Source organism: Sandaracinus amylolyticus, assembly GCF_000737325.1.
GTDB lineage: Bacteria > Myxococcota_A > Polyangia > Polyangiales > Sandaracinaceae > Sandaracinus > Sandaracinus amylolyticus.
Genome location: NZ_CP011125.1, coordinates 7,026,782 through 7,047,192, shown reverse-complemented (window position 1 = coordinate 7,047,192; position 20,411 = coordinate 7,026,782). Strand labels below are relative to the sequence as shown.

Genomic DNA, 20,411 nt, shown 5'->3' with positions numbered 1-20,411 from the left:
CACACTGCCGGGGATCGCTCAGCGGAGGCGCACCAGGACACCGCTGCTCGGCTCCTCGCACGCGTCGAGCTCGAGCGGGGTCCACGTCCAGCGCGACGCGAGCTCGACGACCGTGCGTTCGTTCGGCAGCCGCTCCGAGAGCGCGTCCTGCTCGTCGTCCGGCGCGTTCCGCGCGGCGTCGTGGAAGACGAGCCCGAGCTCCTGCTCGTCGCGCGTCGGCGCGCCGACGTCGTACAGCGTCGTTCCATCGGAGTGGCCATAGGCACGCTTCGTCCGGCCATCCTCCACGGCCACCCAGTCGACATAGTCGACGCCGCGATGGGAGCCGAAGTACCAGAGCGGCCGCGCGAGAGAGGTGCTCAGCTGCTCGAGCGCGCGCAGCGCGGCCTGCGCGTCTCCGCGAGTCGAGGTCGCCGGGTGCGCCTGCGGCGTGTAGCCGACGACGAAGACCCATCCGGCGACCGAGGGCGTCACGAACGCATCGCGCGACATCGGCGCACCGAACACGCGCGCGAAGCCGTGCTCCCAGTTGCACGGTGTCGCGTCTCGAAAGCGCGGATCGGTCGCGCGCAGCACCGAAACGACCTCCCGCGGATCGTCCGAGCGCAGCGCGAGCCACGTCGACTTGTAACCGAACGAGCGTGGGCGATCGGGCTCGGCGCGGAGCCCGACGCGCGTGAGCGGACCGCGCAGCCGACGCCACACCGCGAGCGCGAGGATGGCCGTGACCGTCAGGGAGAAGACCAACGCGAGGGCGTCACGCACGGGCGATCCCTCGCATGCGCGTGACGCTGGCGCACCGACCATCGTAAGCCGCGGTGAACGAGCGGTGCGTCGCGACATCGGGGGCGGCGGTCATCGTGGGCCGCGGCGCGGGCGCGCTCGGCGGGACGCAGTCGGCCGGTCGCGGATGCGGAGCCCGCGGAGATCCCGACGTCGTTCGACGGGCTGCGACGAACGATCGACAGGCGGTAGAGTGGGTCCGCGATGGGACCCCGTGCGACCTTCCGACCCGTCCGAGGCCTGGCCGTCGATCTGGTGCTGACGCACGTCGAGAGCGCACCGCGGCGGCGGGACGCGCTCACGCATGGGCTCGCGGTCGGTCCGCTCGGTGACCCGGACCGGCACGTGCCCTGGGACGACTTCGTCGAGCTCGTCGAGCGCATCGAAGCGGACCTCGGCGGGCCCGACGCGCTCGTGGCGTATGCAGAGCGCTTCACGGCGATGTCGCCGCTCGCCCGTGGGCTCGCGAGCGGCGTCGCCAACGAGCGCGAGCGGCTCCGGGTGATGTCCGACGTCGCGATGACGAGCTTCGCGTCGCACGTCTCGTGTCGCCTCGAAGACCGCGGGAGCGAGCTCCTGTTGACCTACGAGCACGCCGACTCGTACCGCTCGAGCGCCGCGTTCTGGCGCATCGTGCTCGGCGGCACGCGCGCCGCGATCCCGCCGCGTTTCCCGCAGGCGATCCGCTGCGAGCACGAGATCGACGGCGCGACGCTGCGCGTGCGGGCGTTTCCGCGCCCCGCGCACCGTCCGCCCACGCCCGAAGTGGCGCTGCGCGCGCTGGTCACCGAGCTCCTCGCGCGCTCGAGGGACGCCGCTCGGCCGGCGGGCGGCGAGGACCACGAGGCGCGGGCCGCGCGCGCCGCGAGCGCCTGGGGTCTGACCCCGAGAGAGAGCGAGGCGCTCGCGCTGATCGCAGCGGGCGCCTCCAACAAGGACATCGCGGCGCGGTGGGGGCGCTCGATCTCGGTGGTCGAGCTCCACGTCTCGTCGGTTCTGCGGAAGGCGGGCGCACCGTCCCGGACCGCGCTGATCGCTCAGCTGCTCCGGATGTGAGCGGGGAGCCGCTCGACGGGCCACCGCGACCCGAGCCTCAGATCGACCAGTGCCGACGCAGCCAGCTCGTCGCCATCCCGAGCTCGGTCGTCGCGTCGTCCGGATCGCCCTCGAGCGCGTGATCGAAGACGACGATCTCGTGCACGTCGCCCTCGAACCGGGTGTCGGCGCTGCCGCCGAAGCCCCGCCCGATCCGGCCGTCGATCGGCCCCTCGTCGAGGAAGGGCGCGAACGAGGTGCCGACCGCGCCCGTTCCGGCGTGGTCCACCAGGAGCGAGCGCTGATGACCCGCCCCCAGGAACCCGGAACGCACGCGGCCGGTGAGGATCTGCGGATCACCCGTCGGCCACGCGACGGCGTGGGTCGCCTCGCACCCGTTCGTGATCGTCGCCCACACGACGTCGGTCCAGCCCATCGCGAACGCCTCGCGGCACTGCGCGGCGCCGGTCCCGCTGCCGAGCACGAGCGTATGCGCGTCGTTCGTGAGGACGTCCGAGCGCGTCGCCACGATCATCACGGTCGTGTCGGCGGACTCGGCGAGCGCCGAGAGATCGACCGCGAGGACGCCGACGTCCTCGGTGGCGGCGGACCACTCGCCCGTCCTCGCGAAGCGGAGCGCATGGCGCGGCGCGAGCCAGCTCGGGGTGATGGCGACGGGCCCGGTACCATCGACGATGACGTCGGCGTGGGAGGCGTTTCCGGACTGGTCCCCCCAGCGCACGACGCGTCCACCCCGCGTCGTCTGCACTCCGCGGTCCGCACGCAGCCAGAGCTCGACGCCGCCGACGAACATCGGCGTCGGCGTGCACCCCCCGGACACCATCTCCATGCGCGGCGGGCACGTGGGCAGCGGCGGCGGCGGCGGCAGCGAAACGAGCGACTCGGCTTCGATCGCCGCGGGCGCGGTGGCACCCACCTCCGCCACGCACGCCTGCAGCAGCAGCGTGCACCCCAGGAGCGTGCTTCCCCAACCGAATCGACTCGACATCGCGCGATCCCTCCTCGTGCCTCGCGCTCGAGAGCGAGGCCGAGGGAACGATGCGCGACGCCCCGCGGCGTCGTGCACTGAGGGGATCCTCAGGCCCGAGCGCGAGCGTCGTTCGCGCGCCGGGGTGCCGAGAGAGCGAGCGCGCGCGGCGCTCCGGCGATCGCGCTGTGGATCAGCGCGACGCCGGCGTCGCTCGCGCAGGAGCCGACGCGCTCGGGGCGGCGATCTCGGGGTAGTACCGGGCGCGCATCCGATCCCCGTACGCGACGAGGTTCTCGAGGCCTCGCGCGTGCGCGCGCAACGGCGTGTCCATGTCGACGTCGAGCACGCTCGCGACGAACGCATGCGCGATCGCGTCGTACGAGCGCGGCTCGTCCCCCAGGAGGAAGGAGCGCTCGCCGAGCGTCGCGGAGAGCGCGTCGAGGTCCGCCCGACCGAGCGCGAACATCTCGTCCTCGTGGTGCCGGCCGATGCCGTGGGCGCGCAGGGTCCGGCGCATCGCGACGCGCGCGACCTCGCCGACGGCGCGAGCGACCGGTCGGGGCAGGTGCCCGAGGAACACCTCGCGCATCCGCGGCCAGTGCGGGCCGTGGAACCACCGCGAGTAGACCACGACCCAGTAGAAGTGCTCCTCGAGCATCCGACGGACCGCGTGGCCGGTCGCGTGCTCCGCGGGGGAGAGCCCCGCGTCGAGCGAGTGACCGCGCGTGCGCGCGAGGTGCTCGAGGATGAGCCCCGAGTCGCCGAGGCGGACGGAGCCGTCCTCGATGTACGGCACCTTCCCCTTGGGGCCGCGCTGCGCGTCGACGACGTGCACGCAGCGGTACGGCGTGCCGGTCATCCGCAGGTAGGTCTCGACCTTCATCGAGAAGGGGCTGAGGCTCGGCGCCCGATCGAGCGGCGGCAGGCAGTAGAGCGTGATCATCGACGGGCGGAGCGTACCCGAGCGCGCCCACGCGACGCGACGGGCGACGCGCCCGTCGCGACTGATCGAGGGCGCGGATCCGCGCCGCCGAGCGTCCTTGCCGGCGTCGAAGACGCGCTGGCACACTCGCGCGCGATGCGCGAGCAGCGCCGGGTGAACGCCCGGTTCACCGTGATCCAGACCGCCGGGCGCGGAGGCTTCGGAACGGTCCATCGGGCGGTGGACACCACGACCGGGCGCGACGTCGCGCTCAAGGTGTTCGAGTCGCTCACGCCCGATCTCGTGCGGTTCGAGCGCGAGGCCGAGGTGCTCGCGATGGTGCGCCACCCGAACGTGGTCTCGTACGTCGCGCACGGGCTGACCGAGGACGGCGCGCCGTACCTCGCGATGGAGTGGCTCGCGGGCGAGGACCTCGCCGACCGCCTCGAGCGCGGCGCGCTGCCGATGCGCGACGCGCTGCACGTCGTGCTGCGCGCGGCCGAGGGCCTCGCCGCGGCGCACGCGCTCGGGATCGTCCATCGGGACGTCAAGCCCAGCAACCTGTTCCTCGTCGGCGGTGCGCCCGAGGACGTGCGCGTGATCGACTTCGGCATCGCGCGCGCGAGCCTCGCTCCCGCCAAGCTGACGGCGACGGGCGCGGTGCTCGGCACGCCGGCGTACATGGCGCCCGAGCAGGCGCGCGGAGTCCGAGGGCTGACGCCACGCGCCGACGTGTTCGGCCTCGGGTGCGCGCTCTACGAGTGCCTCACCGGCGCGCCTGCGTTCGAGGGGCCGAGCGCCCCCGCGATCCTCGCGAAGGTGCTGCAAGGCGAGCTGCCGAAGCTCTCGTCGCGCCGCCCGGATCTGCCGCCGGTCCTCGACGCGCTCCTCGCGCGCATGCTCGCGCACGACCCTGCCGACCGCCTGGCCGACGGCGCCGCCGTCGCGCTCGCGGTCTCGGGCGTGCTCAGCGACACGTCGCACGCACCGCACGCGCTGCTCGAGGGCGCGGCGGTCGGCTCCGGTGTCGCGCAGCGCTGCAGCGTCGTGCTCGTGCGCGGCGCGCGGGACGACGTGCGCGCCGTCCTCCTCGCGGACATCGAGGTCGTGGCGGGGGCGCTCGGGGGCGAGGCCCACGCGCACGAGGGCGGTGCGGTGAGCGTCACGTTCGCGCACGGCCGCGCGGCCGAGGCCGCGCGGCGCGCGGCCCGATGCGCGCTCGCGCTGCGCGAGCGTCACCCCGGCCTCCGCTTCTCGATCACCACGGCGCGCGACGGCGCGACGCCCGCGACGCTCGACGTCGACGCGCGGGACGTCGCGGAGGGCGCGGACCGCGCGCCGCTCGGCTCCGAGCGATACGTCGCGATCGACGCGGCGACCGCGGCCCACCTCGGCTCCGAGTTCGACGTGCAGGCGCGCGACGAGGGCGCGCTGCTGCGCGGCGCTGCACGTGCCGGCGCCGCACCCCACGCGGACCGCACCGTCGGCGAGCTCCCGCTGCTCGGGCGCGCGCGCGAGCTCGCGATGCTCGAGGGCGTCCACGCCGCCGTGGCGGAGGAGCGAGCGCTCCGGGTCGCGCTCGTGCTGGGTGACGCCGGCATGGGCAAGTCGCGCCTGATCGAGACGTTCCTGCGCAAGCTCGTCGCGGCCGAGGACCTGCCGCGCGTCCTGCGTGCGCACGCGGACCGGCCGACGAGCGCGTCGCCCTACGCGCTCGTCGCGCAGCTCGTGCGCGATCGCCTGGGCGCGCCGCCTGGAGCCCCGCGCGAGGAGCTCCGCGGGGGGACGAGCGCAGCGCAAGCGCGCGCCGAGCTCGAGCGCGACGGGCTCCGTGGCGTCGATGCCGAGTTCCTCCTCGAGCTCGCGGGGCTCCGCGGCGCCGACGATTCCGCGCGAGGGCTCTCGCCCCTGCAGCGCGATCCGTTGCTCACCGCCGACGCGTACGCTGCGGCGTGGCTCTCGTTCGTCGAGGTGTCGGCGCGCGCGGGTGGGCGTCTCGTGATCGTCGTCGAGGACCTCCACTTCGCCGATCCCGCGTCGCTGCGGCTGCTCGACGCGGCGGCGAGCCAGCTCACCGAGCTCCCCGTGCTGCTGGTGGCCTCGGCACGGCCCGACGAGGCGAGCGCGGCGCTGGACATGCTCGCGGCGCGAGAGCCCGATCGCGTGGAGCTCCGCGCGCTGCGTCCCTCGATCGCCGCGGAGCTCGCGCGCGCCGTCCTGTCCGATGCGAGCACCGCCGACGTCGATCGGGTGGTGCGTCGCGCGGCGGGCAACCCACTGCGCGTGATCGAGCTCGCGCGCCTCGGACCGGGGCGCCGGACGTCGAAGCCGACGCCTCGCTGCTCGGCGCGGTCGAGGCACGGCTCGCGCGCACCGATGCGTTCGTGCGACGCGCGCTCCGCGCGGCGAGCGTGTTCGGGATGCGCTTCACCGCGGCGGGGGTCGCGGCGCTGCTCGACACCGGCGACGGGTCACGCCTCGAGCAGGTCGCCTTCGCGCTGCGCGCTGCGGAGGACGCCCAGCTGGTCGCGTGCGACGACGACGCGGGCACGCCTGGAGAGCGGAGCTTCGGCTTCGCGCACGCGTGTGTGCAGGAGGCCGCGTACGCCTCGCTCCCCGACGCCGACCGCCGCGCCGCGCATCGCGCTGCGGGACGGTGGCTGGCCGCGCAGGGCGGCACGGACGCGTCCGTGCTCGCTTGGCACTTCGAGCGCGCAGGCGAGTCGCAGGAGGCCGTCGGGTTCTACCGTCGAGCGGCGCGCGCGGCGCTCGCCGGGCGCGACGTGGAGCGGGCCGCGCGTCTGTGCGAGAAGGCGCTCGCGTGCGCGCCGGAGGGCGAGGATGTCGCTGCGCTCTGGCTCTTGCGCGCGGAAGCTGCGTTCATGCGCGGGGAGATCGCGGACGGCAAGGACTCCGCCGTGCGCGCGCTCGAGCTCGCGCAGCCCGGGAGCCTCACGTGGGTCCGAGCCGCGGGCCTGCGGATCACCTCGGCCGGCCAGCGCGGCGACAACGCCGAGGTCGCGGCGGTCGCAGAGCAGGTGCGCGCGCAGGCGGCGGAGCCGGACGCAGCGGGCCCGCGCGCGGCGTCTCTCGCCCGCGCCGCGCTCCAGCTCTGTGCGGCCGGGCAGCGTGATGCCGCGCGGACGCTCGGGGCGGAGGCCGAGCAGGGCGCTGGCGCACAGGAGCCCGACGCGCGCGCGTGGCTCGGCCGACTGCGAGGGCACTTCCACCTGCTGGATCACGACTACGAGCGCGCGATCGACACCTTCGGCGAGGTCATCGCGGACCACACGGCGGCGGGCGACGTGCGCAGCGCGTGTCAGGCGAGGATCCATCGCGCCTCGCTCCGGGTCTTCGCCGCGGACTTCGACGCCGCGCTCGGCGATCTCGACGTGGCGGACGCGATGGCGCGCCGCACGGGCGCGGACTACTTCGTCGCGTGGGCAGGCTACGCGCGCGGCAAGGTGCTGGTGCACACCGCCGACCCCGAGGCCGTGCGCGCGCACTTCGACACGGTGCGCCGCGCGCTCGCGGCCAACCCGCGCATCATCGCCGGCATCCACGTCCACCTCGCGCTGGCGGCGCTGCGCGCCGGCGACGCCGCGCGGGCGGAGAGCGACGCGCTCGCCGCGCTCGCCGCACACGACGTCGCTGGCGTGCGCGCTCCTGCGCTCGGCGCGCTCGCGATCGCGCGGGTGCGCCTGGGCCGCGTCGACGACGCGCGCGAGGCGGCGCGGGACTCCGCCGCGGCGCTGCGCTCGGTCGGGAGCCTCGAGGAGAACGAAGCGGTGGTGCACCTCGCGCAGGTGGAGGCGGCGCTCGCCGCGGGGGACGAGGACGAGGCGCGGGAGGCCGCGAGGGCGGCATCGGCGCGGCTGGTCTCGATCGCTCGACGTCTCGCGACGCCGGTGCGTCGCGAGCGGTTCCTGCACGCCGTCGAGGTCCACGCGCGCACACTTCGTCTCGCGCATCGACTCGAGGTCGCACCGGCGCGCGACGACTGAGTCGAAGGTGGTCGGCTCGCCACGCGCGAGAGGACGCGGCGCGAGCCCGGGTGCCCCGGGCCGCGCGCGCGCGCGCTCAGGGCGCGTACTGGTACGGCGTCGTCGCGAGCTGTGTCGTGCCGGTCAGGTACGCATCGACCGCTCGCGCGGCCTGACGGCCTTCCCAGATCGCCCACACCACCAGCGACTGCCCGCGGCGCGCATCGCCGCACGCGAAGACGCCGGGCACGCTCGTCACGAAGCTCTCGACGTCCGCGCGCACGTTGCCGCGCGGATCCTGCGCGACCGGCATGCCGTGCCAGGTGCGGTCCTCGGGACCGACGAAGCCCATCGCGAGCAGCACGAGATCGCACTCGATCTCGAACGCGCTGCCCTCGACCTCCTTCATCGTGCGGCGATCCGCCGACCACTCGACGCGCACGACCTCGATCGCGCGCACCTTGCCGTCCGCGCCCGCGACGAAGCGCTTCGTCATCACCGCGAACTCGCGCTCGCCGCCCTCTTCCTGGCTGCTCGACGTGCGCATCTTCCACGGCCAGAGCGGCCACGGCTGCTCGTCGGTGCGGCCCTCGGGCGGACGCGGCAGGAGCTCGATCTGCGTGACGCTCTCCGCGCCCTGACGCAGCGAGGTGCCGAGGCAGTCGCTGCCGGTGTCGCCACCGCCCAGCACGACGACCTTCTTGCCCGCCGCGTGGAGCTGGTTCGCGACCGTGTCGCCCGCGACGACGCGGTTCGACTGCTCGAGGAATTCCATCGCGAAGTGCACGCCACCGAGCTCGCGGCCGGGGATCGGCAGGTCACGCGGACGCGTCGCGCCGGTCGCGATCACCACCGCGTCGTGCATCGCGCGAAGGCCCTCGAGCGAGACGTCGGTACCGACGCCGACGCCGGTCCGGAACACCACGCCCTCCGCCTTCATCTGCTCGATGCGCGCGTCGATGTGGTGCTTCTCCATCTTGAAGTCGGGGATGCCGTAGCGGAGCAGACCGCCGAGGCGATCACTTCGCTCGAGCACCGTCACGTCGTGGCCCGCGCGCGCGAGCTGCTGCGCCGCCGCGAGGCCCGCGGGGCCCGAGCCGACCACCGCGACGCGACGCCCGCTGCGCGTCTCCGCGAGCTTCGGCCGCAGCCCGCCGCCCATCTCGATCGCACGATCCGCGATCGAGCGCTCGATCGCTTTGATCGAGACCGGCTCCTCCGGGATGTTCAGCACGCACGCCTCTTCGCAGGGCGCGGGGCAGATCCGGCCGGTGATCTCGGGGAAGTTGTTGGTCGCGTGCAGCGCGATGCTCGCGCGCTCCCAGCGATCCTTGTAGACGTGATCGTTCCAGTCGGGGATGCGGTTCCCCAGCGGACATCCCGTGTGACAGAACGGAATGCCGCAGTTCATGCACCGCGCGCCCTGATCACGCGCCTCGAGCACCGGTAGACGCCGCTCGAATTCGCGCCAGTGACGCACGCGCTCCTGCACCGGCTCCTTCTCCGGCTCGGCGCGCTCCAGCTCGAGGAATCCCGTCGGCTTTCCCATGGTCGTCAGTCCTCCTCGGGCTCAAGCAATCCGAACCGAAGCGCCGCGCTTGGCGTCGAGCACCTTGCGGTACTCGACCGGCATCACCTTCACGAAGCGGCGGCTCCACTGCTTCCAGCCGCTGAGCACCTTCCACGCGTGCGCGCTCATCGTGCGCTGGTAGTGGCGATGCACGAGCGAGCGGATGCGCTGCAGGTCCTCCGCGTCGAGCGTCTCGAGCTCGACCATGCCCTTGTTGACGCGCGTCTCGAAGAGGCCGTCCGCGTCGAGCACGTAGGCGATGCCGCCGCTCATGCCCGCCGCGAAGTTGCGGCCCGTGGGCCCGAGCACGACGACGAGGCCGCCCGTCATGTACTCGCAGCCGTGATCGCCGCAGCCCTCGACGACCGCGGTCGCGCCGCTGTTGCGCACCGCGAAGCGCTCGCCCGCCATGCCGCGCACGAAGAGCTCGCCGCTGGTCGCGCCGTAGAGCGCGACGTTGCCGATGGCGATGTTCTCCTCGGGCACGAAGCCCGCGCCCTCCGGCGGATGCACCACGATGCGCCCGCCGCTGAGGCCCTTGCCGCAGCCGTCGTTCGCGTCGCCCTCGAGCGTCACGTCGATGCCGCGCGCGAGGAACGCGCCGAAGCTCTGGCCCGCCGAGCCCGTGAAGTGGATGCGGATCGTGCCGTCGGGCATGCCCTCGACGCCGTACCGCTTCGCGACCTCGTGGCTGAGCATCGTGCACGCGGTGCGGTGCACGTTGCGGATCGGCATGCGGATCTCGACCGCGTCGCCGCGCTCGAGGGCAGGGCGCGCCTGCTCGAGCAGCACCGTGTCCATCGCGAGCTCGAGCTCGTGATCCTGCTCCGCGACGCGACGGCGCGGACCGGCGATCGGCGGCGCCCAGAGCAAGCGCGACAGATCGAGCTTCTGCGCCTTGCCGTGCTTCACGTCTTCGCGCTGACGAAGGCGATCGACGCGGCCGATCATCTCGTCGAAGGTGCGGAAGCCGAGCTGCGCCATCAGCTCGCGCACTTCCTCCGCGACGAACGAGAAGAAGTTGATCACGTGCTCGGGCTGGCCCGAGAAGCGCGCGCGGAGGCGCGGGTCCTGCGTCGCCACGCCCACCGGACAGGTGTTGAGGTGGCAGACGCGCATCATCACGCAGCCCATCGTGATCAGCGAGATCGTCCCGAAGCCGACCTCTTCCGCGCCGAGCAGCGCGGCGATCACCACGTCGCGCCCGGTCTTCATCTGACCGTCGGTCTCGACCCTGACTCGACCGCGCAGGCCGTTGAGCACGAGCACCTGCTGCGTCTCCGCGAGGCCGATCTCCCACGCGAGGCCCGCGTGCTTGATCGACGTGAGCGGCGAGGCACCGGTGCCGCCCGAGTCACCGCTGATGAGGATGAGGTCCGCCTTCGCCTTCGCGACGCCCGCCGCGACGGTGCCCACGCCCGCCTCGCTCACGAGCTTCACGCTCACGCGCGCGCCGGGGTTCGCGTTCTTCAGGTCGTAGACCAGCTGCGCGAGATCTTCGATCGAGTAGATGTCGTGGTGCGGCGGGGGCGAGATGAGCCCGACGCCTTCCGTCGAGTGGCGCGTCTTCGCGATGTGCGCGTCGACCTTGTGGCCGGGGAGCTGACCGCCCTCGCCGGGCTTCGCGCCCTGCGCGATCTTGATCTGCAGCTCGTCGGCGTTCGTGAGGTACTCGATCGTCACGCCGAAGCGCCCGCTCGCGACCTGCTTGATCGACGAGCGACGCAGATCGCCGTTCTCGTCGGGCGTCCAGCGCTCGGGATCCTCGCCGCCCTCACCGGTGTTCGACTTCGCGCCGATCCGGTTCATCGCGATCGCGAGCGTCTCGTGCGCCTCCTTCGAGATCGATCCGAAGGACATCGCGCCGGTCTTGAAGCGCTTCACGATCTCGTGCGCGGGCTCGACCTCGTCGATCGAGATCGGCTCGGCGGGAACGAAGTCGAGGAGGCCGCGGATCGCGCCTTCCGCGCGCGTCTCGTCGTCGACGCGCTTCGTCCACGCCTTGAACTTGTCGTAGTACCCGCCGCGCACCGCGTGCTGCAGCATCGCGATCGTCCCGGGGTTCCACGCGTGGCGCTCGCCGCCGCGGCGGAACTGATAGCTGCCGCCGGGATCGAGCTCGCTCTCCAGCACGTCGAGCTTCGGCTTCGCCCACGCCGCGGCGTGCCGCGCGAGCGTCTCGCGCTCGATGTCGGCGATGTCGATGCCCTCGACGTGCGTCGGCGTGCCCGGGAAGAAGCGCTCGATCAGCGCCTTCGAGAGCCCGAGCGCCTCGAAGATCTGCGCACCGCGGTACGACTGGATCGTCGAGATGCCCATCTTGCTCATGACCTTGAGCAAGCCCTTCTCGATCGACTTGCGGTACTTCGCGAGCACCTTGTGGAGCGGCAGCTGCTCGCTCGCGCTCGGCGCGCCGAGCAGACCCTCCGCGTGCATCGCCGCGATCGAGTCGTAGGCCATCCACGGGCACACCGCGCCCGCGCCGTAGCCGATCAACAGGCAGACGTGCATGACCTCGCGCGGCTCGCCGCTCTCGACGATCAGGCCGCAGCGCTGGCGAAGGCCCTGCGCGATGAGGTGGCGGCTGATCGCGCAGAGCGCGAGCAGGCTCGGCACCGGCGCGCGATCCTTCGTCGCGCCGCGGTCGCTGAGGATCAGCAGCGTGCTGCCCTGGCGGACCGCTTCCTCGGCCTCGTGGCACATCTCGAGGAGCGCGCGCTCGATGCCCTGCTTGGGATCGAAGAGCGTCCCGATCGTGTGCGCGAGCAGGCCCGGCTGATCGAGCGCGCGGATCTTCTCGAGGTCTTCCTCGCTGAGGATCGGGCTCTCGATCTGGAGCTTGCGCGAGTGCTGCGGGCTCTCGACGAAGAGGTTGCTCTCCGGGCCGAGGCACTGCACGAGCGACATCACGAGCTGCTCGCGGATCGGATCGATCGGCGGGTTGGTGACCTGCGCGAAGAGCTGCCGGAAGTACGAGAAGAGCAGCTGCGGGCGATCGCTCAGCACCGCGGGCGGCGTGTCGTTGCCCATCGAGCCGATCGCTTCTTCGCCGAGCGCGGCCATCGGCGCGAGCACGATGCGCAGCTCTTCCTCGGTGTAGCCCCACGCCTGCTGGAGGCGACGGCGCGTGAGCGCGTCGACCGGCGGCGGGACCGAGCCGCGCTGCTCCGCGAGCTCGCCCAGACGGATCATGTGATCGCCGACCCAGCGCCCGTAAGGACGGCGCGACGCGACCTGCGACTTGATCTCCGCGTCGTCGACGATGCGCCCTTCCTTCGTGTCGACGAGGAGCATGCGCCCGGGCTGCAGGCGGTTCTTCGCGGCGACGTTCTCGGGCTCGACGTCGAGCACGCCGACCTCGGACGCCATCACGATCATCCCGTCCTTCGTCACGACGTAGCGCGCGGGACGAAGGCCGTTGCGATCGAGCGTCGCGCCGATGAAGCGACCGTCGGTGAACGCGATGCAGGCCGGGCCGTCCCACGGCTCCATCACGCACGAGTGGTACTCGTAGAAGGCGCGGCGCACCGGATCCATCGAGGTGTGCTGCTGCCACGCCTCGGGGATCATCATCATCATCGCGTGCGGCAGCGAGCGACCGGTGTGCACGAGCAGCTCGAGCACGTCGTCGAACATCGCCGAGTCGCTGCCGTTCTCGTCGATGATCGGCAGGAGCTTCTGGACGTCCTCGCCGAACACCGGCGCCTGGAGCACCGGCTCGCGCGCCTTCATCCAGTTCACGTTGCCGCGCAGCGTGTTGATCTCGCCGTTGTGCGCGATCCGGCGGTACGGATGCGCGCGCGACCAGCTCGGGAACGTGTTCGTCGAGAAGCGCTGGTGCACCAGCGCGAGCGCGGTCGTGGTGCGCGCGTCCGCGAGGTCGACGTAATAACGCGGCAGCTGCTCGGGCGTGAGCAGGCCCTTGTAGACGACGGTGCGCGTCGAGAGCGACGCGAAGTACGGGTACTCCTCTTCGCGCAGGCCGAGGCGGCGCGACTCGCTCTCCACGCGCTTGCGGATGACGTAGAGCTTGCGGTCGAGCGCGGCGTCGTCGCTCGGGAGCGTGCCCGGGCCGATCAGGATCTGCGCGACGTGCGGCATCGTCTTCTGCGCCGCCGGGCCCGCCTTGTCGGTCTGGACCGGGACCTCGCGCCAGCCGAGGACCACCTGCTCCTCGCCCTCGACGATGCGCTCGATCAGCGCGATCACTTCCGCGCGAAGGGCCTCGTCGCGCGGCAGGAAGAGCATGCCGAGCCCGTACGTGCCGGGCGCGCCGAGCGGGATGTCGAGCTTCGCGCACTCCTGCGCGAGCAGCTCGTGCGGGATCTGGATGAGGATGCCGGCGCCGTCGCCGGTGAGCGGATCGCTCGCGGCCGCGCCGCGGTGCTCGAGGTTCTCGAGGACCGTGAGCGCGTTCGTGACGATCGCGTGGGTGCGATCGCCGCGTAGGGTCGCGACGAAGCCGACGCCGCACGCGTCGGACTCCTTCTCCGGTCGGTAGAGGCCCTCGGCAGCGGCGAGACGACGCACCTCGGGCGATGCGGGCTCGACCCCCTCGTCCTGATGATCCCGGCTCTCGTTCATGGCGACCCTCTCCCCTGCGAACGGTCTCGTCGCGCCCGGCAAGCGACCGGTGCGCGCGAGCGACTCATCACCAAGCGATCGGAACGGAACGGCGCGCGACGCCTGAGCGAGTCAGGCCTCGGGCACTTCACTGCGCGTGTGGCGCGCGCGACGACGCGGCGTTGGCGTGTCCTCCTCGGACACCGCCGGCAGCACGAGGCGCTGGCGCTCGAGCTGCGTCTCCAGCACGACCATCGTCTCGGTCCGCGCCACACCGGGGAGCTCGCGCAGCAGGCTGATCAGCCGGTGCAGCGACTCGGTGTTCTGCGTGCGGACCTTGATCATCAAGGTGTGGCGCCCGGTGACGTGATGGCACTCGAGCACCTCGGGGATCGCCAGCACCGCTTCCTCGAACCCGGGGATCGAGCGCGGATGGTCGATGCCGATGCCGATGAACGCGCCGACGTCGAAGCCCGCGACGCGCGGATCGATCACCGCGTGGTAGCCGGTGATCAGCCCCGATTGCTCGAGCTTGCGCACGCGCTCGAGCACGGAGGGCGCGGACAAGCCGACGCGCTCGCCGAGCTTCGCGAGGGGCTGCTTGCAGTCGTCCTGGAGCGCATCGAGGAGCGCTCGGTCGATCGCGTCGAGCAGGGGCGCCGCGGAGCGTGACATCGAGGCAACGGTGTACGTGCCCTGACGCGGCGTGTCAACAACGTATTTCGGCCGCCATCGGCTTTTTCGTACAGCCATTCCGGCACCGACCAAAACTGCCGAATGGCGTTTGGCTGGATTCGTGATCTCGACGCGACGCGCCAAACATTCTTCGGCTGTGTGACGCTCGTCACGCGATCCCTTTCGGGGACGTGCCAAACGCGATCGCGAGCGGCCGCGCGATTGTCCCGCGCGGAATGCTGGAATGTCACCCGAGGTCGCGTACCGGGACACCGATCGCGGCGGCGATGCGTGACGCGCGATCGCGCGCGACCGCGTGGGGGATCTCGTCGCGGAGCAGGACGACGCCCATCGGGAGCGCGAGCACGCGGAGCACGGTCGTCGACTCGCGATAGGCCTTCTCGCCGCTGTGCTTCCAGACGTACTGCGTGATCACCTGCTGGCGCGCGACGGCGATCGACTCGATGCCGTCGAACGCGAGCTCGAGCGCGGTCGGCGCGCGATAGCCGGGCGCGTCGGGATCGGCGGGGCGCGCGCCCTCGATGCCCGCGGTGCGCAGGATGAGCATCGCGCGGCGCGCGACGTCGAGCTCGACCGCGCCATCGGGCCCGCGCAGCAGACGATCGGCGGCGGCGTACGCGCATCCGATCGCGACCGCGAGCGACGCGAGCGGCAAAAGGATCGCGAACATCGGGACGCGGACGGAGGGGCGCATCAGCCCCTCGACGACATCGACGCCGAGGACCACCGCGAGCGCGAGCGCGCCGATGGCGATCGCGATCGACCACCACGGGCGGCCTTGATCGCCGAACGAGACGAAGCGAAGCGGCGCGCCCTGCGGGCGCCAGTGCGCGGGGGTCCGATGGAGCCTCATGCGCCGAGGCTGATCGCGGCGCGCAACACGGGCCCGCGCATGGAACGGACGGAGGGACGCGCGGCGCGTTCGGTGTCAGCGCGCTCAGCGCGACTCGAGGCGCACCGCGTGCGGCGTCTTCCCGCACCACCTCGTGAACGCGCGCTCGAACGCGGTGCGCGAGCTGTAGCCGAGGCGCTCGGCGATCACGTCGATCGGGATCTGCTCGTCGCGCAGGAGCTGGACCGCACGGCGATGGAGGATCTCGCTGCGCCGCTGCGCGAAGCTCGAGCCCATCGAGGTCAAGCGACGCTGCAGCGTGCGCGCGCCGACGCCCAGCGCTGCGGCGGTGGTCTCGAGGCTCGCCTCGCCGCGCGCGTGCGCGGCCCAGAACGCGCGCTCGAGCTCCTGATCGAACGAGACGCTCTCGCTCTTCGTGAGGAGCCGCGGCGCGTGCTCGGAGAGCAGCGCGGCGAGCTCGGGCGCGGCGCCGCGGAAGGGCAGGGCGAGATCGGCGCGCGCGAAGAGCAGGTAGCTCGTCGGGCGATCCCAGCGCGGTCGCACGCCGAAGAAGCGCTCGTACTCCGCTTCGCCGCAGCGGGGCATCTGGTGCTCGAGCGCGATCGGGACGACGTGCGTCGCGGTGCAGTGGCGCACGAGCGCGGTCGTCGCGGCGAAGATCGTGTCCGCGCCCTGTCGCGTGCGCAGCGTGGGCATGCGGTACTCGATGCCGGCACCGTCGTCGGTGTCCACGCGCGCGATGTGCGCGTTGCGCACGAAGATCTTCATGATGCGCACGAGCGCGTCGATCGCGGCGTCGAGGTGCGTGCAGTGCGCGAGCGCGGGACCGACGACGCCCATCTGATCGAGCGTGAAGCGCGCGCCGGCGTGGAGGCCGACGACGGGATCGTCGGTGAGCGCCTCGAGCGCGCGCCAGAGCGCGAGCGTCTCTTCGTACGAGAGCTCGGCGCCGCTCTCGAGCTGCGCGAGTGGGATGTCCGAGGCGCGCGCGACCTCCTCGAGGGACAGCCCGAGGAGGCGCGGCCAGGTGAGGACGAAGGACGAGACGCGGATCGCGCCTCCGTCGATGCTTGCGTCCGCACGGTTCACGGGCCGCAGCGTACCGAAGACGCCGCCGCGACCACAAATCGCGCCATCCGCGCGCGCCCGGCTCAGTCGACGAAGAGCACGCGGCCGCGGAGGCGCGAGGCCGGCACCGGGCCGAAGAAGCGGCTGTCGTTGCTGCGGTCGCGATGGTCGCCGACGACGAACAGGTGGCCCTCGGGGACGTCGACCGCCGGGAGATCCTCGAGGTCGAACGCCGATCGGCTGATGTGCCAGTGTCGCGGCTCCGCGGTGTCGAGCGTCTCCTCGTAGACGCGGCAGCCGGGATCGGGATCGAGCTGGCGCGCCGGGTCGCACTCCCCGACCTCGCGCTGCGTGATGGCGACGCCGTTGCGGTGGATGACCCCGTCGCGGATCTCGATCACGTCACCCGCGACACCGATCACGCGCTTCACGAGATCGAGCCCGTCGCGCGGGCTCTGCACGATCACGACGTCGCCGGCCTGCGGCGTGCCCCAGCGCACCAGCGCCTCGTCGACGAAGGGCAGCGAGAGCCCGTACGCACAGCGCGCGACGAAGAGCCGCTCGGACTGGAACATCGTCGGCTCCATCGAAGGGCCGTCCACCTCGTACGCCTGCGCGATCCCGATGCGGACACCGAACGCGAGCACGATCGCGAGGAGGATCGTCTTCGCATGACCGCGCCACCCTTCGTTGCGCTCGTGCGCCATCGTGCTGCTTCCTCCCACCCCGTGCGGAGTCGACCCCGGCCGCGGCGAACCGTCGCGCCGCTGGCGTCATTCCTCGAGCCTTGCATGATGGTCTCGTGACGTCGCGTGCGCTCCACGATCCCAACGCCGAGCTCGTGCCCGGCAGCCTCGTCGGCGAGAGGTACGTCGTCGAGTCGGTGATCGGCCACGGCACGACGTCGATCGTCTACCGCGCGCGTGCGCTCGAGGGCGGCGGCGCGGTCGCGCTGAAGGTGCTGCGCGCGTCGCTCGCGCGGGGGACGATCTCCGCGACGCGGCTCGAGCGGGAGGCGGAGATCGTCGCGCGGCTCGATCATCCTTCGATCGTGCGTCTCTTCGCGACCGGGTGGATCGAGACGGGGCAGATCTGGATCGCGCTCGAGCTGCTGGAGGGCGAGACGCTCGAGGCGCTGCTGCAGCGCGAGGCGCCGCTCGGGCTCGAGCGCACGGTGCGGCTCCTCGACGACGTGCTCGCGGGGCTCGGGGCCGCGCACGACGCGCAGATCCTGCATCGTGATCTGAAGCCCGCGAACCTCGTCGTGGTGCGCGATGCGTCGGGCGACGAGCGCGCGAAGCTGCTCGACTTCGGGGTGGGGCGCGACCTGCGCGACACCGGTCCGCGCCTGACCGCGCCGCAGGCGCTGGTGGGCACGCTCGCGTACCTCGCGCCGGAGCAGCTCACGCCGGGCATGGATCCCGATGCGCGCGCGGATCTCTGGGCGCTCGCGGTGGTCGCGTACCGCGCGCTGACCGGGCGCGCGCCGTTCGGGCTGCGCGGCGCGCGCATGGTCGCGACCATCGTGCGGAGCGACCCTTCGTCGCCGAGCGCGCTGGTGCCCGCGCTCGGCGCGAGCGTCGATGCGTTCTTCGCGCGCGCGCTCGCGAAGGACCGCGACGCGCGATGGCAGACCGCGCACGCGATGCGCGACGCGCTGCGCGCGCTCGTGCGGTGATCGCGCCGCGGCTGGACCATCACGCGCGATGGCACTAGTCCTGCGCGCGATGTCGAGCGCCGCTTCTTCCTCGCGCGAGGGCTCGGACCGCGCGTTCTACCTGGCCAACGCCGCGATCTCGCTGGCGGCGGTCGCGCTGCTCGGGTGGATCCTCGTGCTGCGCGAGCCCACGGGCGACACGGGCGCGCTCGCGTTCATGCCCGCCGTGAACGCGACGATGAACGGCATCGCCGCGAGCTGTCTCGCCGCGGGATGGATCGCGATCCAGCGCGGCAAGCGCGACCTCCACCGCGCGCTGATGCTCTCGGCGTTCGGCGCGTCGGCGCTCTTCCTCGTCGGCTATCTCGTCTACCACTGGGTGCACGGCGACACGCGGTATCCCGAGGGCGCACCGCTGCGCGGGCTCTACCTCGTGGTGCTCGCGTCGCACGTGGTGCTGTCGATCGTGGTGTTCCCGATGATCCTCGGGACGTTCTGGTTCGCGCTGCGCAACCGCTTCGCGACGCATCGCAAGCTCGCGCGCTGGACGCTGCCGATCTGGCTCTACGTGTCGGTGACCGGCGTCGCGGTGTTCCTGATGCTGCGGCTCGCGATCGGCTGATGCGATCGCGTGGCGCGATGCCACGCGATCGCTGCGGCACGCGTCACTCCTCGCGCGGCGAGAACGCCCCGAGGCGCAGCAGGAAGTAGAGCAGCGTCAGGATCCCGGTGATCGCGGCGCCGACGTAGGTCATCGCGGCGGCGGTGAGCACCTTCGAGACGCCGGGCTTTTCGCTGGGCGAGACGATCGCGAGTCGATCGAGCTCCAGCTTCGCGCGGCGCGACGCGTCGAGCTCGACGGGCAGCGTCACGACCTGGAACGCGACGGTCGCGGTGAAGAGGATCACGCCCGCCCAGATCATCTGCGCGAACGAGAGCAGGAAGCCGATCATGATCAGGAACCAGCCGAGGTTGGAGCCGAGGCTGGCGACCGGCACCGCGAGGTTGCGCAGCTGCATGGGGAGGTAGCGCTGCTGGTGCTGGATGGCGTGGCCGACCTCGTGCGCCGCGACCGCGAGCGACGAGATCGAGCTGCCGTAGTAGACGTCCTCCGACAGCCGGACGACCCGGTGGATCGGGTCGTAGTGATCGCTGAGCATGCCGCGCGCAGGCTGGATCTGGACGTCGGTCAGCCCGTTGCGATCGAGGATGTAACGCGCCGCCTGTGCGCCGCTCACGTGGCGCCGGTTCGGCACCTGCGACCAGCGCTGGAAGCGCGAGCGCGTGGCGAACGCGGCCCATGCGGAGAGCAGCATGGCGGGGGCGAGCAGGACGAAGTAGAGCGGGTCGAGGATCATCTCGGGTGGCCTCCGGTGGAAGCTGAGGCACGAGTAACCACCGCGAATTCGTCGAGCAAGAAGCACGCCCCTGCGCGGACGGAGAGTGGCGCTTGAGACTGCTGGCCATCGGGGACGTGCACGTGGAGCATCGAGCCAACCGCGATGCGCTCGTCGCGCTTCCGCCGCACCCCGACGACTGGCTCGTGCTCGCGGGCGACGTGAGCGAGTCGATCGCGAGCGTCGAGCACGCGCTCGACGTGCTGCGCCCGAAGTTCGCGCAGGTCGTCTGGGTGCCGGGCAACCACGAGCTCTGGACGGTGCCGCGCAGCGGGGAGCGCGAGCGCGGCGAGGCGCGCTACGACGCGATGGTCGCGGCGTGTCGCGCGCGCGGCGTGCTCACGCCGGAGGACGAGTACGTCGAGTGGCCGGGCGATCGATCGCTGCGCATCGCGCCGCTCTTCGTGCTCTACGACTACTCGTTCGCGCCGGATGGGATCGTGGGCGCGGACGCGGCGCGCGCGTGGGCGGCGGAGGACGGGATCGTCGCGGCCGACGAGGCGCTGCTGCATCCGGATCCGCATCCGTCGATCGACGGGTGGTGCCGCGCGCGCATCGCGCGCACCGTGCCGCGGCTCGAAGAGGCGTCGCGCACGCATAGGCTCGTGCTCGTGAACCACTGGCCGCTGCGGCGCGACCTCGTGCGCATCCCGCGGGTGCCGCGCTACGTTCCGTGGTGCGGGACGCGCGTCACCGAGGACTGGCACGTGCGGTATCGCGCGGAGGTGGTGGTGAGCGGGCACCTGCACGTGCGGGCGACCGATCACCGCGACGGAGTGCGCTTCGAGGAGGTGAGCCTCGGGTATCCGCGCGACTGGGACGCGAAGCTCGGCGCGGGCACGTACCTGAGGCGCATCCTCTGAGGCGAATTCGTGAGCCGTTCGTGCGGGCCG

15 protein-coding genes and 1 pseudogene are annotated in these 20,411 nt (G+C 72.4%); 6 read left to right on the top strand and 10 right to left on the bottom strand.

The features are described 5' to 3' along the window. Positions 1-18 precede the first annotated feature (18 nt). Positions 19-765: a hypothetical protein gene (locus tag DB32_RS29890; protein WP_157069546.1), complete on the bottom strand. Its 747-nt coding sequence runs from the start codon at positions 763-765 to the stop codon at positions 19-21. A 222-nt stretch (positions 766-987) separates the two neighbouring features. On the opposite strand from DB32_RS29890, the gene DB32_RS29885 reads away from it, so the two are divergent. After that, a complete protein-coding gene (locus DB32_RS29885) occupies positions 988-1,839 on the top strand; it encodes a helix-turn-helix transcriptional regulator (protein ID WP_083457931.1) in 852 nt (283 codons plus the stop codon). A 37-nt stretch (positions 1,840-1,876) separates the two neighbouring features. Here DB32_RS29885 and DB32_RS29880 read toward each other — a convergent pair whose 3' ends face one another. After that, positions 1,877-2,827, bottom strand: a complete 951-nt coding sequence (locus tag DB32_RS29880) for a hypothetical protein (RefSeq protein WP_053236055.1) — start codon at positions 2,825-2,827, stop codon at positions 1,877-1,879. 172 nt (positions 2,828-2,999) lie between these two features. Continuing rightward, complete coding sequence (locus DB32_RS47280; protein ID WP_075098060.1) at positions 3,000-3,752, bottom strand: glutathione S-transferase family protein; 753 nt, start codon at positions 3,750-3,752, stop codon at positions 3,000-3,002. A 135-nt stretch (positions 3,753-3,887) separates the two neighbouring features. Between DB32_RS47280 and DB32_RS50305 the strand changes: the two are divergent. Together DB32_RS50305 and DB32_RS29870 are read left to right on the top strand one after the other, a co-directional pair. Then, positions 3,888-5,816 (top strand): annotated as a pseudogene (locus DB32_RS50305) (serine/threonine-protein kinase); the annotation flags it as partial. Positions 5,817-6,115: 299 nt separating this feature from the next. Continuing rightward, the gene (locus tag DB32_RS29870) at positions 6,116-7,735 is read left to right on the top strand and encodes an ATP-binding protein (RefSeq protein ID WP_053236053.1); all 1,620 of its coding nucleotides are present in this window, start codon (positions 6,116-6,118) and stop codon (positions 7,733-7,735) included. A gap of 76 nt (positions 7,736-7,811) precedes the next feature. On the opposite strand, the gene DB32_RS29865 is transcribed toward DB32_RS29870, so the two are convergent. The 6 genes from DB32_RS29865 to lepB all read right to left on the bottom strand — a co-directional run bounded on the left by DB32_RS29865 (position 7,812) and on the right by lepB (position 17,171). Continuing rightward, on the bottom strand, positions 7,812-9,263 hold the full coding sequence (locus DB32_RS29865) for a glutamate synthase subunit beta (protein ID WP_053236052.1): 1,452 nt from the start codon (positions 9,261-9,263) through the stop codon (positions 7,812-7,814). A gap of 21 nt (positions 9,264-9,284) precedes the next feature. Beyond that, the gene (gene gltB / locus DB32_RS29860; RefSeq protein WP_083457930.1) at positions 9,285-13,868 is read right to left on the bottom strand and encodes a glutamate synthase large subunit; all 4,584 of its coding nucleotides are present in this window, start codon (positions 13,866-13,868) and stop codon (positions 9,285-9,287) included. Between the two features lie 111 nt (positions 13,869-13,979). After that, the gene (locus tag DB32_RS29855; RefSeq protein ID WP_157069544.1) at positions 13,980-14,666 is read right to left on the bottom strand and encodes an Lrp/AsnC family transcriptional regulator; all 687 of its coding nucleotides are present in this window, start codon (positions 14,664-14,666) and stop codon (positions 13,980-13,982) included. Between the two features lie 103 nt (positions 14,667-14,769). Then, positions 14,770-15,396 carry a hypothetical protein gene (locus DB32_RS29850; RefSeq protein ID WP_053236050.1) on the bottom strand — a complete coding sequence of 209 codons (627 nt, stop codon included), beginning with the start codon at positions 15,394-15,396 and terminating at the stop codon, positions 14,770-14,772. An 84-nt stretch (positions 15,397-15,480) separates the two neighbouring features. Continuing rightward, complete coding sequence (locus DB32_RS29845; RefSeq protein ID WP_053236049.1) at positions 15,481-16,485, bottom strand: AraC family transcriptional regulator; 1,005 nt, start codon at positions 16,483-16,485, stop codon at positions 15,481-15,483. A 62-nt stretch (positions 16,486-16,547) separates the two neighbouring features. Next, positions 16,548-17,171 carry a signal peptidase I gene (lepB, locus tag DB32_RS29840; protein WP_053236048.1) on the bottom strand — a complete coding sequence of 208 codons (624 nt, stop codon included), beginning with the start codon at positions 17,169-17,171 and terminating at the stop codon, positions 16,548-16,550. A gap of 95 nt (positions 17,172-17,266) precedes the next feature. On the opposite strand from lepB, the gene DB32_RS29835 reads away from it, so the two are divergent. Together DB32_RS29835 and DB32_RS29830 are read left to right on the top strand one after the other, a co-directional pair. Further along, positions 17,267-18,142, top strand: a complete 876-nt coding sequence (locus DB32_RS29835) for a serine/threonine-protein kinase (RefSeq protein ID WP_053236047.1) — start codon at positions 17,267-17,269, stop codon at positions 18,140-18,142. Positions 18,143-18,191: 49 nt separating this feature from the next. After that, the gene (locus DB32_RS29830; RefSeq protein WP_053236046.1) at positions 18,192-18,743 is read left to right on the top strand and encodes a DUF420 domain-containing protein; all 552 of its coding nucleotides are present in this window, start codon (positions 18,192-18,194) and stop codon (positions 18,741-18,743) included. Positions 18,744-18,786: 43 nt separating this feature from the next. On the opposite strand, the gene DB32_RS29825 is transcribed toward DB32_RS29830, so the two are convergent. Next, a complete protein-coding gene (locus tag DB32_RS29825) occupies positions 18,787-19,479 on the bottom strand; it encodes a zinc metallopeptidase (RefSeq protein ID WP_053236045.1) in 693 nt (230 codons plus the stop codon). Positions 19,480-19,571: 92 nt separating this feature from the next. Between DB32_RS29825 and DB32_RS29820 the strand changes: the two genes are divergently transcribed. After that, positions 19,572-20,381 (top strand): metallophosphoesterase family protein, encoded by an 810-nt coding sequence (locus DB32_RS29820; RefSeq protein ID WP_053236044.1) that lies wholly within the window; start codon positions 19,572-19,574, stop codon positions 20,379-20,381. The last annotated feature ends 30 nt before the right edge of the window (positions 20,382-20,411 follow it).

Bases quoted from the DNA above. Each gene is read 5' to 3' on its own strand.
- DB32_RS29865 (WP_053236052.1), bottom strand. From the start codon at position 9,263: ATGGGAAAGCCGACGGGATTCCTCGAGCTGGAGCGCGCCGAGCCGGAG.
- DB32_RS29885 (WP_083457931.1), top strand. From the start codon at position 988: ATGGGACCCCGTGCGACCTTCCGACCCGTCCGAGGCCTGGCCGTCGAT.
- DB32_RS29825 (WP_053236045.1), bottom strand. From the start codon at position 19,479: ATGATCCTCGACCCGCTCTACTTCGTCCTGCTCGCCCCCGCCATGCTG.
- DB32_RS29880 (WP_053236055.1), bottom strand. From the start codon at position 2,827: ATGTCGAGTCGATTCGGTTGGGGAAGCACGCTCCTGGGGTGCACGCTG.
- gltB (WP_083457930.1), bottom strand. From the start codon at position 13,868: ATGAACGAGAGCCGGGATCATCAGGACGAGGGGGTCGAGCCCGCATCG.
- lepB (WP_053236048.1), bottom strand. From the start codon at position 17,171: ATGGCGCACGAGCGCAACGAAGGGTGGCGCGGTCATGCGAAGACGATC.
- DB32_RS29830 (WP_053236046.1), top strand. From the start codon at position 18,192: ATGTCGAGCGCCGCTTCTTCCTCGCGCGAGGGCTCGGACCGCGCGTTC.
- DB32_RS29850 (WP_053236050.1), bottom strand. From the start codon at position 15,396: ATGAGGCTCCATCGGACCCCCGCGCACTGGCGCCCGCAGGGCGCGCCG.
- DB32_RS47280 (WP_075098060.1), bottom strand. From the start codon at position 3,752: ATGATCACGCTCTACTGCCTGCCGCCGCTCGATCGGGCGCCGAGCCTC.